Origin of the sequence: Tessaracoccus sp. SD287, from assembly GCF_017355265.1 — a bacterium.
In the GTDB taxonomy this organism is placed as follows: Bacteria; Actinomycetota; Actinomycetes; order Propionibacteriales; family Propionibacteriaceae; genus Aestuariimicrobium.
The window spans coordinates 14,473-27,241 of the sequence record NZ_JADIJQ010000024.1 but is presented as its reverse complement, the minus strand read 5'-3'; the positions used below and the strand labels follow the sequence as shown (position 1 = coordinate 27,241).

The window sequence follows — 12,769 nt, the reverse complement described above, 5'->3', positions numbered from 1 at the left end:
ATGAGCACCAAGAAGGCCAAGCCGACCAGCGCGTCGAGCCGCACCCAGTCCAGCAGCCGCCGTGAGCAATTGCAGGCGCGCCGTGAGGCCGAGATCCAGCGCCAGAAGCGGACGGGCCTGATCACCGCGCTGGTGGCCGGGGTACTGGCCCTGGCGGTGATCGCCGTCGTCACGGTGGTGGTCATCCAGAACCAACGAACCAAGCGTGAGGCCGCCGCCAACGAGGCCGCCTCGCAGATCACGCCCCCCAACGCGGTCGGCAAGGACGCCATCCTCGCCAACCCCGACACCGCCGCGACGGCGCAGTACACCCTCAACATCTACATGGACTACCAGTGCCCCATCTGCAAGCAGTCCGAGGACCGCTACGCCGGGGTGTGGAAGTCGCTGGCCGACGAGGGCTTCATCAAGCTGCAACTGCACACCATGACGTTCATGGACCAGAACCTGCGCAATGACTCCTCGACCAGGGTGGCCATTGGCGCCGCCTGCTCCGACCTGACCGGCACGTACCTGGAGTTCCACACTGCTGCCTTCAAGAACCAGCCCGCTCAGGAGGGCGACGACTACACCGAGCAGGTGGTCACGCAGACGATCCCGCAGCAGGCCGGCATCACGGGCGCCGACTACGACACGTGGAAGAAGTGCTACGACTCCAAGGCGACCGCCGAGTTCGTCCGGATGACCAACGAGAACGCCTTCAAGGCAGGCGTCACCGGCACCCCGACGATCTACGTCAACGGCAACAAGAACCCGCAGGTGCAGACCCAGGGCGGGACCGCTGACTGGTGGAAGGTCCTCGACCCCACCCCCGAGGCGTGGAAGAAGGCCATCACCGAGGCCGCCGCCAGCTGAGTCTGCGCTCGACACCGGGCCAGCGACCAGTTGCAGCAGTTCGGGCCTGTTGCACGGATTGAATTCGTGCAACAGGCCCGAACTGTTGCAGCTGTCGGTTCGTGAGCCGCTGACGATTCGAAAGACCCCCACGTGACTCACTAGTCTTGGGCGCATGACTGACCTCGCCCAGAACGCTGCGACCCCGTCCGCCCCCCGCGTGCCCGAGAAGCCGGTACTCGAGGGGCTGGAGTCGGTCTGGGCCGAGAACTGGAAGCAGCGCGGCACCTACGCCTTCCAGCGCCCCGGCGCCCGCGAGCAGGTGTTCTCGATCGACACCCCGCCACCGACCGTGTCGGGTTCGTTGCACGTCGGTCACGTCTTCAGCTACACCCACACCGACGTCATTGCCCGCTACCAGCGGATGAGGGGCAAGCACGTCTTCTACCCCATCGGCTGGGACGACAACGGGCTGCCGACCGAGCGCCGGGTGCAGAACTTCTACGGTGTGCGCTGCGACCCGTCGCTGCCCTACGACGCCGACTTCACCCCGCCCGCCAAGCCGGACCCGAAGCGACAGGTGCCGATCAGTCGCCGCAACTTCGTCGAGTTGTGCCACGAACTGACCCAGGTCGACGAGCAGGTCTTCGAGGACCTGTGGCGCCGGGTCGGGCTGTCGGTGGACTGGAAGACGGTCTACACGACCATCTCGCCCGAGGCGCAGCGGGTGGCCCAGCTGGCGTTCACCCGCAACCACGCCCGCGGCGAGGCCTACCTGTCCGAGGCCCCCACCATGTGGGACGTGACCTTCCAGACCGCGGTCGCCCAGGCCGAGCTCGAGGCCCGCGAGTACCCCGGCGCCTACCACCGGGTGAGCTTCCGCACCCCCGACGGCACCCCGGTGTGGATCGAGACCACCCGTCCCGAACTGCTGCCCAGCGTGTGCGCCCTGATCGCCCACCCCGACGACGAGCGCTACCAGCACCTGTTCGGCAGCACCGTCACCTCACCCATCTACGGCGTGGAGATCCCGGTGTTGGCGCACCCGGCCGCCGAACCCGACAAGGGTGCCGGCATCGCCATGTGCTGCACCTTTGGTGACCTGACCGACGTCACCTGGTGGCGCGAGCTGAATCTGCCGATGCGCACCGTCATCAACCGGGACGGGCGACTGCAGGCCGAGGTGCCCGAGTGGCTGGTCAACACCGACTTCTGGGCCGAGCTGGCCGGCAAGACCACCTTCAGCGCCCGGGAACTGACCGTGGCGAAGCTGCGCGAGACCGGCGACCTGGACGGTGAGCCCACGCCGACCCAGCGGATGGCGAACTTCTACGAGAAGGGCGACAAGCCGCTCGAGATCGTCTCGACCCGCCAGTGGTACATCAGCAACGGCGGCCGCGACGAGGAGTTGAAGGCGACGCTGCTGGAGCGCGGCAACGAGATTGCCTGGACCCCCGAGCACATGCACCACCGCTACGACAACTGGGTCGGTGGCCTCAACGGCGACTGGCTGATCAGTCGGCAGCGCTTCTTCGGGGTGCCGTTCCCGGTCTGGTACCCGTTGGACGTCGAGGGCGAACCCGACTACGCGCACCCGATCGTTGCCGACGAGGCCAGCCTGCCCGTCGACCCCCAGTCGCAGGCCCCCGAGGGCTTCGAGGAGTCGCAGCGCGGGCAGGCCCATGGCTTCATTGGTGACCCGGACGTGATGGACACCTGGGCCACCTCGTCGCTGACCCCGCAGCTGGCCACCGGCTGGGAACGCGACCCGGAACTGTTCCGGTTGACCTTCCCCATGGACATCGCCCCGCAGGCCCACGACATCATCCGCACCTGGCTGTTCAGCCGGGTGGTGCGTTCGAACTTCGAGTTCGGTCTGGCCCCGTGGAAGCGGGCCACCATCTCGGGCTTCGTGGTCGACCCCGACCGCAAGAAGATGTCCAAGTCCAAGGGCAACGTGGTGGTCCCCACCGAGATCCTCGACAAGTACGGCGCCGACGCGGTCCGCTGGCGTGCCGCGATGGCTCGTCCGGGTCTGGACTCGCCCTTCGACGAGTCGCAGATGAAGGTCGGACGCCGCCTGGCCATGAAGGTGCTCAACGCCTCCAAGTTCGTGCTGGGCGACATCACCGCCAAGGTGGGTGCCACGACGGCTGCTGACATTGCCGAGCCCGTCGACCTGGCGCTGCTGGCCTCGCTGGCCACGACCGTGACCACCGCCACCGCCGCCTTCGAGAAGTTCGACTACACCAGCGCGCTGGAGGCCGCCGAGTCGGCCTTCTGGTCCTTCTGCGACGACTACCTGGAGGTCGTCAAGGAGCGCGCCTACGGTGCCCGCGGCGAGACGGCCGCCCGCTCGGCGGTGGCGACCCTGACCGTGGCCCTGGACGTGATGCTGCGGCTGCTGGCCCCGTTCCTGCCCTTCGTGACCGAAGAGGTGTGGTCGTGGGGCCACCAGAAGTCAGTGCACCACGCGGCCTGGCCGACCACCGAGGAGTTGCCCCAGGGTGGCGACCCGGTGGTGCTCGACGACGTCGCCGCGGCCCTGATCGGTCTGCGCGGCGCCAAGTCGAATGCCAAGGTCTCGATGAAGACCGAGGTCGTCAAGGCCACCATCAGCGCCCCGGCCGCGTCGCTGGCGCGGCTGCAGTCGGTGGAGGGCGACCTGCGGGCAGTGGGCCGGATCACCGGTGAGGTGGTCTGGGTCGAGGCCGCGGGCCCGGTGGCCGTCGAGGTCGAACTGGCACCTGCCCAGTAACGGTCACCTACGCTGGGGTCATGGCCAAGAAGCTGGACAAGAACCAGATTGCCGCCGCCGGCAGCATCATCGTCGTCGGCGCGAAGGTCGTCCACGAGGTGTGGGAGGCGCTGAACAAGGACGGACGGGTCAGCGACGGGCTGAAGTCCCTGGGCGGTTCGCTGCGTGGCACCGCCACGGTGCGCTCACCGCAGGCGCGGCTGCTCAAGCAGTTGGAGCAGATCGACCAGTACGCGTTGAAGGCCGCCGAGCACCCGGCCAGCGCCGATCGGGCCACCGGGTGGCTGCAGGACGCCAGCGCGATTCGCGCCAAGCTGCCGCTGGTGGACGCCCTGCCCGGCAAGGCCGGCAAGCAGCGGCTCAAGGACCTGCAACAGCGCACCTCTGACCTGTTGACCGACATCATCACCAGCGACCTGGCGCCGGACTCCCCGGTCGACCCGCTGGCCTGAGGCCGGTCAGGTCGCGCCACGGCCTCAACGTCACAGCCTCAAACGCGACAGTGGCGAGTTACCCCCTGAAGTCGGTGGAGAACTCGCCACTGTCGTGCTGATGGGTCGTGCTGATGGGGCTGACCAGCCGTGGGCCGGACCCCTGGCTCAGCTCTTCGTGCTGTGGGCGTAGAGCTCGTTGATGACCGGCTCCATCACCTCGATGAACTTGCCCCGCTTCAGTTTCATGGTGGCGGTGACCAGGCCCGTCTCCTCACTGACGTCGGCGATCAGCGCGGCCCAGTCGTCGATGCGCTCGGCGTGGCTGCCGCCCTTGTTGGCCTCGGTGACGACGGCCTGGACGGCGGCGAGCAGCTGCGGGTCGGTGACCTTTTCGCCGGGGACGGCCGGGGCGGTGTCCCACTTGCCCTCGAGGTCGGGACGGTTGTTGGCCTTGGCCCACTCCTTGACGGCGACCAGATCGAGCACCAGCACGGCGGCCGGGTGCGGACGACGATCGCCCACGACGACGGCCTGGGCGACCAGTCCCCCGCGCTCGACGACGCCCTGCCAGCGCTGGGGCGAGATGTTCTTGCCCGAGTCGGTCAGGATCATGTCCTTGGCGCGGCCGGTGATGAACAGCCGGCCGTCGGGGTCGAGTCGTCCCAGGTCACCGGTCGGGAAGTAGCCATCCTCGGTGAAGGCAGCGCCGTCCTCGGCGTGGTGGTAGCCGGCGAACACGCCCAGACCCTTGACCTCGATCTCGCCGTCGGGTGAGATGCGGACGCTGGAGCCGGGCAGCGGGGTGCCGACGCTGCCGATGATCGACTGGTTCGGCAGGTTCAGGGTGATCGGGGCCGTGGTCTCGGTCAGGCCGTAGCCCTCGAGCACGTTGATGCCGACGCCGCGGAAGAAGTGCCCCAGGCGCTGGTCGAGCGGTGCCGCGCCGCTGATCATGAACGCCAGTCGACCGCCCAGGGTGGCCCGAATCTTGGAGTAGAACAGCTTGTCGAACAGCGCGTGCTGGGCCTTCAACGCAAAGCTGGCCTTGCTGGGTCGTCCCGATTCCTGGGCCTCCAGGTGCAGGGCCCAGTCGACGGCGACCTGTTCGGCGCGGTCGAAGACCTTGCCCATCTTCTTCTCGGAGGCCGACTTGCGGACGGCGGCGAGCACCTTGGCCATCACCCGCGGCACGACCACCATGAAGGTGGGCTCCTGGGACTTCAGAATGGCCACCACACGGCTGGCGTCGCGGACGTGGGTGATCGTCGAACCGCCCCAGAAGGCGGCGAGCTGGACGAACCGGGCCAGGATGTGGGCCAGCGGCAACATCAGCACGGTCGAGGCCTGGTCGTGCAGCACCTGGGGCACGCCTTCGACGACGTTGACCGTCAGATGGGCCAGGTTGGCATGGGTGATCGCAGCACCGCGAGGTTCGGCGATGGTGCCGGAGGTGTAGACGAGGCTGGCGATCGTGTCGGGGCCGGCCGCCTGTTCGCGTTCGGCCAACTGCTCGTCGGTGATCTCGGCCCCGAGGGCCTTGAACTGCTCGAAGGTGTTCTCCTTGCCGTCCATCAGCCGCCACAGACCGCCGGGCAGGTCCATGTTCTCGGCGGCCAGGGCGTCGGTGAGCAGCTTGATGTGGCGTCCGGTCTCGCCGAACACGAGCTTGGCGTCGGAGTCCTTGAGGATGAAGGCGGCCTGGTCCTGGGAGCTGGTCTCATAGACCGGCACCGGCACGGCTCCGGCGAACTGGGCGGCGAAGTCGCAGACGGTCCACTCGTAGCGGGTGGCCGACATGATCACCACGCGGTCCCCCACCTGGATGCCCTGGGCGATGATGGCCTTGGCGGTGGCGACGACGTCGGCCAGGAACTGCTCGGCGGTCACGTCATGGTAGGTCTGGTCCTTCTGCACCCGGAAGGCGACCTTGGTGGGCGTCAACTCCACCCGGCGGCGCACCAGCTGGGGCACGTTGCGGATGCTGTCGGTGGACACGATCGGCGGGACTGTCTTCTCCACAGGGCTTCCTCACAAATCATCGCGGTGGGGCAGATGGGCCGACGGTATGCCGGATATCCGGTCAGCCTACCGATCCGGGGTGCGCATGGGACGCTGTCCGGGCGCGAGTCCGGCCCCCAAACCTGTGGGAAACCTCCAACCCATTCAGGGCATGGGGATGGCTTCCCGTGCCCGGCCGACCTGGGTCAGGTCGAGCTCGGTGACCAGCAGGTCGTCGGCGGCGCCGAGGGCGGCCACGACCTGGCCCATGGGCCCGGCAACCAGGGAATGGCCCACCCCGAGCGGTGCCCGGCTGGTGGCATTGGGGTCGCCCGACTGGTCGGCCCCGATGACGTAGGCCTGCGCGTCCATGGCGCGGGCGCGCACCAGCAGTTCCCACTGGTCGACCTTGTCGGCGCCGGGTGCCCAAGAAGTCGGCAGGCACACCACTTCGGCCCCGGCGCGACGCAGGCCGATGAACTGGTCGGCGAAACGCACGTCGTAGCAGGTGGCCAGTCCGACGGTGGTGCCGAGCGCCTCGAAGGTGACCAGGTCGACACCGGGGGCAACCGTGGCCGACTCCTTCGAGCCGAACGAGTCGTACAGGTGGATCTTGCGATAGCTGTGCAGGGCGTCCCCGTCGGTGGCGACCACGGTGTTGTGCACCCGGCCGTCGTCGCTGGGCTCGAACATCCCGACGACCAGCCACACCCCGCTGCCGGCGGCCGCCGCGCGCAGGCTGGTGACGAAGGGCCCGTCCAGGGGTTCGGCGACCGGCAGCAGCGAGGTGGTGAAGTTGGCCATCATCGCCTCGGGGAAGACGACCAGCTGGGCGCCCTCATCGACGGCGCGGGCCGTCAGCCGGGCCACCGTTCGGGCGTTGCGGACCGGGTCGGGAGTGCTGCGCACCTGCGCCGCGGCCACCGTGATCGTCATGGCAAGTCCCGTCGTGTCCTGGCCTCAGGCCGAGAGTTCCCCACGCTGGGCCAGCTTGGCCCGGGGCAGCAAGGTCGGCTTGGCGTCGCCGGTGATCGACTCGGCGGTGACCAGCACCCCGGCCACCGAGGACTCGCTGGGCACCTCGAACATCACGTCGAGCAGGGCCTCTTCCAGAATGGCTCGCAGGCCGCGGGCACCGGTGCCGCGGGCCAGGGCCCGATCGGCGACGGCCTCAATGGCGCCGGGGGTGAAGTCCAGTTGGACCCCGTCGAGCTCGAACAACTTGCGGTACTGCTTGACCAGGGCGTTGCGGGGCTCCTCCAGGATGCGGGTCAGCGACTCCTTGTCGAGGGGGCGCACGGTGCTGATGATCGGCAGCCGTCCGATGAACTCGGGGATCAGCCCGTACTGGTGCAGGTCCTCGGGGGTGACCTGCGAGAGCAGGTCGTCGTCGTTGACCTTGCGTGCCTCTTCGCCGTTGTTGAAGCCCAGCGGACGCTTGCCGACCCGCTGGCCGATGATGTGGTCCAGGCCCGAGAAGGCGCCGCCCACCACGAACAGGATGTTCGAGGTGTCGATCTGCAGGAACTCCTGGTGCGGATGCTTGCGTCCGCCCTGCGGCGGCACCGAGGCGACGGTGCCCTCGATGATCTTCAACAGCGCCTGCTGGACGCCCTCACCGGAGACGTCGCGGGTGATCGACGGGTTCTCGGCCTTGCGGGCCACCTTGTCGATCTCGTCGATGTAGATGATGCCGGTCTCGGCCTTCTTGATGTCGAAGTCGGCTGCCTGGATCAGCTTCAGCAGGATGTTCTCGACGTCCTCGCCGACGTAGCCGGCCTCGGTCAGCGCGGTGGCGTCGGCCATCGCGAACGGGACGTTGAGCTTCTTGGCCAGGGTCTGGGCCAAATAGGTCTTGCCGCAGCCGGTGGGGCCGATCAGCAGCACGTTCGACTTGCCCAGCTCGACGGCGTCCTCTTCGGCGCGGCGGGGGGTGTCGGTGCCCTGGGCCTGGACGCGCTTGTAGTGGTTGTAGACGGCCACCGCCAGCGCCCGCTTGGCGCTGTCCTGGCCGATCACGTACTCGTTGAGGAAGTCACGGATCTCCATCGGGCGCGGCAGCTCCTCGAGCAGGCCGACGTCGGAGGCCTCCGAGAACTCCTCCTCGATGATCTCGTTGCACAGGTCGATGCACTCGTCGCAGATGTAGACGCCCGGCCCAGCAATGAGCTTCTTCACCTGCTTCTGGCTCTTCCCACAGAAAGAACACTTGAACAGGTCACTGGTCTCACCAACGCGAGCCATTGGCGCCTCCTTCCAACGAATGTGTGCCGTGATCTCGTGTCCCAACCCTAGCCCGTTGGGGACTGCATCTGGGGCAGCAGCCCCCAACGAACGAGCCGGGACGGGTGATTAGCTGACGTCCTTCAGCGAGGTCAGGATGTCGTCGACGATGCCGTACTTGACGGCCTCTTCGGCGGTCAGGTACTTGTCGCGCTCGATGTCCTTGGTGACCTGCTCGACGGGCTGGCCGGTGTCGGTGGCCAGCATGTTTTCCATCAGGGAGCGGATGCGCAGGATCTCCTTGGCCTGGATCTCCAGGTCGGAGGACTGGCCGTAGCCGCCCTCGGTCGCCGGCTGGTGGATCAGGATGCGGGAGTTCGGCAGCGCCAGCCGCTTGCCCTTGGTGCCGGCAGCCAGCAGCACGGCGGCCGCCGAGGCAGCCTGGCCGAGGCAGACGGTCTGCACGTCGGGCTTGATGTAGCGCATGGTGTCGTAGATCGCGGTCAGCGCGGTGAACGAGCCACCGGGCGAGTTGATGTAGATCGAGATCTGGCGCTCGGCGTCCATCGACTGCAGACACAGCAGCTGCGCCATCACGGCGTTGGCGATGTCGTCGGTGATGGGGGTGCCGAGGAAGATGATCCGGTCCTCGAACAACTTGGTGTAGGGGTCGACGCGGCGCACACCGTAGCTGGTGCGCTCCTCCCACTGGGGGATGTAGTAGTCCATCGACGGGGCCTGCGGGGCCATTCCGCCGGGCAGCATGGAACCTGCGGTGATTGACATGGTCATCTGGGGGTTCCTCACTGGTTCGGGGCGTCGGTCTTGATCATGCTGGCGCGCTCGTAGACGTGGTCGATGAACCCGTACTCCAGCGCCTGCTCTGCGGTGAACCAGCGGTCACGGTCGGAGTCGGCCTCGATCTGGTCAATGGTCTGACCGGTGTGCTCGGCGATCAGCCGGGCCATCGTCCGCTTGATGTGCAGCGACTGCTCGGCCTGGATGCGGATGTCGGAGGCGGTGCCACCGAGCCCACCCGAGGGCTGGTGCATCATGATGCGGCTGTGGGGCAGGGCGAAGCGCTTGCCCGGGGTTCCGGCCGAGAGCAGGAACTGTCCCATCGAGGCGGCCAGACCCATGGCCACGGTGGCGACGTCGTTCGAGATCCACTGCATGGTGTCGAAGATCGCCATGCCGGAGTCGACCGACCCACCCGGAGAGTTGATGTAGAGGTAGATGTCCTTGTCGGAGTCCTCTGCATTGAGCAGCAGCATCTGCGCGCAGATGGCGTTGGCGTTGTCATCCTTGACCTCGGAGCCGAGGAAGATGATGCGGTTGGCCAGCAATGCCTGGTAGACGCTGTCGGTCATGCCGAAGCCTGCACCGCCGGCAGCGGCCTTGATGGTCTTGTCTGGAATGTTCACGTCTTGAAACCTACCCGGTCAGCAGGACAAAACCTGACCCATTTCGCGCTGTTCGCTGGAGGCGTGCCCAAACTCACCCCGGTGTCGGCTCGGCCGCCTGTTCGGGCATGGCGGCGTCCTGGGGACGCGACGAGATCAGCGCGTTCACCCATCGTGTCTTCGGGTCGGGGTCGATCAGCAGGGCCTTGACCAGCAGCGACATCGGCAGGGCCAGCAGGGCACCCAGCGGGCCCAACACGGCGGTCCACAGCAGCAGCGAGATGAACGACAGGGTCGGGGTCAGGCCCACCGCGTTGCCCGCGAACTTCGGCTGGATGATCGACTGCACGACGAAGTTGAGCACCGAGTAGGCGACGACCACGGCGATGGCGGTCCGCGGGCCGGAGTCGACCAGCGCCAGCAGCGCCGGCGGCACCAGACCGATCACGAACCCGATGTTGGGAATGTAGTTGGTCAGGAAGCTGAAGATGGCCCAGACCAGTGCCAGCGGCACCCCGAGCCCGATCAGCACGGCCAGGTCGAGGACGGCCACGATCAGACCGAAGACGGTGGTGACGATCCAGTACCGGCGGATGCCCTCGGCGAAGCTGCCGAGTGCCTCGATGAACGTGCCGTGGCCGGAGCGGGCGATGTCGAGGCGTTCCTGCATCTGCGGGGTGTCCATCAGCATGAAGATCAGGGCGGTGATCATCACCACCAGCAGGGCTCCGACGTTGCCGGCGCTGGCCAGTACCCCGCTGGCCACCGAGGCGATCTGCGAGGGGTCGATGCTCATCACCTGTTCACGGAGCATCTCCTCGGACAGGCCGAGACCGGCCAGGTAGGTGATGATGTCGCTGTACATGGTCGTGAACTGGGCGTTGTAGTCGGGCAGCTTCTGCACCATGGCGGCCACGGCCCAGTACAGGCCGAACAGGAACAGGCCCATGAACGCGATCACGGCCAGGCCGGTCACCAGTACCGCAATCAGCGTGGGCACCCGGAATCGGCGCAGCACCCGGAACAACGGGTAGGCGGTGATCATCATGTTCAGCGAGAAGAAGATGGGTGCCACGAAGTCGCGGTACTGGTTCATCATCCACAGCGCCAGCGCGATCGCGGCCAGGGCCACCACCGCGGGGAGGAAGTTCGACCGTCCACCACTGGTCGTGGTCGAGGCCATCCCACTGGCCGGGGTCGCTGCCGCCTCGGCGTCCACGGGCGACTCGCTGGGGGTCACCACCGTGCGGGGGCCGAGCGTCGACGGGCTCTGCGGGGACGCCACGGACTCCGCGCGCCGTGGCCCGGACGCCGCGTCCGCCTGGGTGGCGACGGTGGCGGCATCAACCGGGCGCGGCGTGGTGCTGGTGGTGGGGGGCGTGCCGCGTGTCCCGGCGAACGCGGGAGCGGTCTGCTTCGGGTTGGCATTCCCGCCGAACAGCCCCTTCACCCACTGACCGATCTGGCTCATCCCACTCCTGACTCGAGGTGATCACATCCGAACCCGTGACCGGGCTCGACCCATCCTGACAGATGCAGCGCTCACCATGGCCCATGAACGCGACTGCCGCGCCCCCAAGGTCGGGGGCGCGGCAGTCCAGTGGTGCGGGGTGGCTCAGGCCTGGTCGGTCTCGACCTCAGCGGCGTCGGCGTCGGCGTCAGCCTGATCGGCCTCGACCTCGTCGTCCTGGTTGACCAGGGTGCCGTCCTGCTGCAGCTTGGCCAGGTCGACGACGTTGCCGTCGGCATCGGTGATGGTGGCAGCGTTGACGATCTGGGTCAGCGCCTTGTTGCGGCGCACCTCCAGCATCCATTCCTGGGTGTGGTTGTGCTCCATCATGTGCTGCATCTCCTGCTCGGGAGTGCTGCCCGACTGGCTCGCCTTGGCGAAGATGAGCTGGGTCAGCTCCTCCTGTCCGACGCCAATCTCGTCCTCGTCGGCCAGCTTGTCGAGCACGACCTGGGCGCGCAGGGCGTCCAGCGAACGCTGCTTGATGGTCGCCCAGAACTCCTCAGCCGTCTCGGCCTCCTCGTCGGACTCGGCCAGGTAGCGCTCGATCGTCAGACCGGCCTGGGCCAGCTGGGTGTTGATCTGCTGCTGGCGGGCCTCGAAGTCGGCGGTGACGACACCTTCGGGCAGTTCGAAGGCGGTCTCGGCCAGGACGGCCTCGAGCACCTTGTCACGGGCGTCGGTGGCCTGGCGCAGGCGGGCCTGGCGGACGATGGCGTCGCTCAGGTCGGCCTTCATCTCCTCGACGGTGTCGAACTGGCTGACCATCTGGGCGAACTCGTCGTCCAGTTCGGGCAGTTCCTGCTCGGAGACCTTGGTGATCGTCAACTCGATCTCGGCCTCCTCGTCCTTGTGGGCCCCGCCGACCAGGGTCGAGGTGAAGGTGGCGGTCTCGCCGGCCTTGAGCCCGGTGGCGGCCTCGTCCAGTCCGTCGAGCATGCCGCCGGAACCCAGCTTGTAGGTGACGCCGGTGGCGCTGGCCTCGTCGAGGACCTCTCCGTTCTGCTTGCCGGCCAGGTCGAGGGTGACCACGTCACCCTCGGCGGCGGCGCGGTCCACCTCGGTGGTGGTGGCGAAGCGGGCGCGCAGGGTGTCCAGGCGCTCGTCCAACTCGGTGTCGGCGACCTCGAGGACGGGGACCTCGGCGGTGATCGTGGAGAAGTCCGGCAGGTCGAACTCGGGACGCACGTCGACCTCGGCGGTGAACTCGACCAGGTCGCCGTCCTCCAGCTTGGTGACGTCGACGTCAGGCTGGCCGAGCGGGACGAGCTTGTGCTCCTCGACGGCGGCGGCGTAGGCCTCGGGCAGGGCCGAGTTGATGGCCTGCTCCAGGACGGTCCCCCGGCCGACACGCTGGTCGATGACGCGCGCAGGCACCTTGCCCTTGCGGAACCCGGGCACGGTGACCTGGGTGCCGATCTCCTGGTAGGCCTTGTCGAGGGCCGGCTTGAGTTCGCTGAAGGGCAACTCGATGGTGAGCTTCACCCGGTTCGGGCTGAGCTGCTCAAGGGTGCTGGGCACGTGTTCTCCTGGATGGGTGTACTGGGGACGCCCCACCAGTACGCGAGGCACCCCAACATGGGCGTCTGCGGCAGGGCTGACCGGTCAA

The 12,769-nt window shown here is 67.6% G+C and carries 10 protein-coding genes; 3 read left to right on the top strand and 7 right to left on the bottom strand.

Annotated features, from left to right (window positions below; genetic code table 11):
* From IPV09_RS10235 to IPV09_RS10225, 3 genes are all read left to right on the top strand, one after another.
* A complete protein-coding gene (locus IPV09_RS10235) occupies positions 1–855 on the top strand; it encodes a thioredoxin domain-containing protein (protein ID WP_207475144.1) in 855 nt (284 codons plus the stop codon).
* A 154-nt stretch (positions 856–1,009) separates the two neighbouring features.
* Complete coding sequence (gene valS / locus IPV09_RS10230; protein ID WP_207475143.1) at positions 1,010–3,592, top strand: valine--tRNA ligase; 2,583 nt, start codon at positions 1,010–1,012, stop codon at positions 3,590–3,592.
* 20 nt (positions 3,593–3,612) lie between these two features.
* Positions 3,613–4,044, top strand: coding sequence for a hypothetical protein (locus IPV09_RS10225; protein ID WP_207475142.1), 432 nt, complete (start codon positions 3,613–3,615; stop codon positions 4,042–4,044).
* Positions 4,045–4,191: 147 nt separating this feature from the next.
* Here the strand turns inward: IPV09_RS10225 and IPV09_RS10220 are convergent, their stop codons facing one another.
* The 7 genes from IPV09_RS10220 to tig all read right to left on the bottom strand — a co-directional run bounded on the left by IPV09_RS10220 (position 4,192) and on the right by tig (position 12,681).
* Positions 4,192–6,045 (bottom strand): AMP-dependent synthetase/ligase, encoded by a 1,854-nt coding sequence (locus IPV09_RS10220; protein WP_207475141.1) that lies wholly within the window; start codon positions 6,043–6,045, stop codon positions 4,192–4,194.
* 144 nt (positions 6,046–6,189) lie between these two features.
* Complete coding sequence (locus tag IPV09_RS10215) at positions 6,190–6,960, bottom strand: carbon-nitrogen hydrolase family protein (protein WP_207475140.1); 771 nt, start codon at positions 6,958–6,960, stop codon at positions 6,190–6,192.
* A 24-nt stretch (positions 6,961–6,984) separates the two neighbouring features.
* Positions 6,985–8,268: an ATP-dependent Clp protease ATP-binding subunit ClpX gene (clpX, locus tag IPV09_RS10210; RefSeq protein ID WP_207475139.1), complete on the bottom strand. Its 1,284-nt coding sequence runs from the start codon at positions 8,266–8,268 to the stop codon at positions 6,985–6,987.
* 108 nt (positions 8,269–8,376) lie between these two features.
* A complete protein-coding gene (locus tag IPV09_RS10205; RefSeq protein WP_370590281.1) occupies positions 8,377–9,033 on the bottom strand; it encodes an ATP-dependent Clp protease proteolytic subunit in 657 nt (218 codons plus the stop codon).
* A 17-nt stretch (positions 9,034–9,050) separates the two neighbouring features.
* Positions 9,051–9,617, bottom strand: coding sequence for an ATP-dependent Clp protease proteolytic subunit (locus IPV09_RS10200; protein ID WP_207475162.1), 567 nt, complete (start codon positions 9,615–9,617; stop codon positions 9,051–9,053).
* A gap of 127 nt (positions 9,618–9,744) precedes the next feature.
* Positions 9,745–11,121 (bottom strand): AI-2E family transporter, encoded by a 1,377-nt coding sequence (locus IPV09_RS10195; protein WP_207475138.1) that lies wholly within the window; start codon positions 11,119–11,121, stop codon positions 9,745–9,747.
* Positions 11,122–11,265: 144 nt separating this feature from the next.
* The gene (gene tig, locus IPV09_RS10190) at positions 11,266–12,681 is read right to left on the bottom strand and encodes a trigger factor (protein ID WP_207475137.1); all 1,416 of its coding nucleotides are present in this window, start codon (positions 12,679–12,681) and stop codon (positions 11,266–11,268) included.
* Between the last annotated feature and the right edge of the window lie 88 nt (positions 12,682–12,769).

Excerpts from the sequence above, each read along its gene's own strand:
- IPV09_RS10235 (WP_207475144.1), top strand. The coding sequence starts at position 1 with ATGAGCACCAAGAAGGCCAAGCCGACCAGCGCGTCGAGCCGCACCCAG.
- valS (WP_207475143.1), top strand. The coding sequence starts at position 1,010 with ATGACTGACCTCGCCCAGAACGCTGCGACCCCGTCCGCCCCCCGCGTG.
- IPV09_RS10225 (WP_207475142.1), top strand. The coding sequence starts at position 3,613 with ATGGCCAAGAAGCTGGACAAGAACCAGATTGCCGCCGCCGGCAGCATC.
- IPV09_RS10215 (WP_207475140.1), bottom strand. The coding sequence starts at position 6,960 with ATGACGATCACGGTGGCCGCGGCGCAGGTGCGCAGCACTCCCGACCCG.
- clpX (WP_207475139.1), bottom strand. The coding sequence starts at position 8,268 with ATGGCTCGCGTTGGTGAGACCAGTGACCTGTTCAAGTGTTCTTTCTGT.
- IPV09_RS10205 (WP_370590281.1), bottom strand. The coding sequence starts at position 9,033 with ATGTCAATCACCGCAGGTTCCATGCTGCCCGGCGGAATGGCCCCGCAG.
- IPV09_RS10200 (WP_207475162.1), bottom strand. The coding sequence starts at position 9,617 with ATGACCGACAGCGTCTACCAGGCATTGCTGGCCAACCGCATCATCTTC.
- IPV09_RS10195 (WP_207475138.1), bottom strand. The coding sequence starts at position 11,121 with ATGAGCCAGATCGGTCAGTGGGTGAAGGGGCTGTTCGGCGGGAATGCC.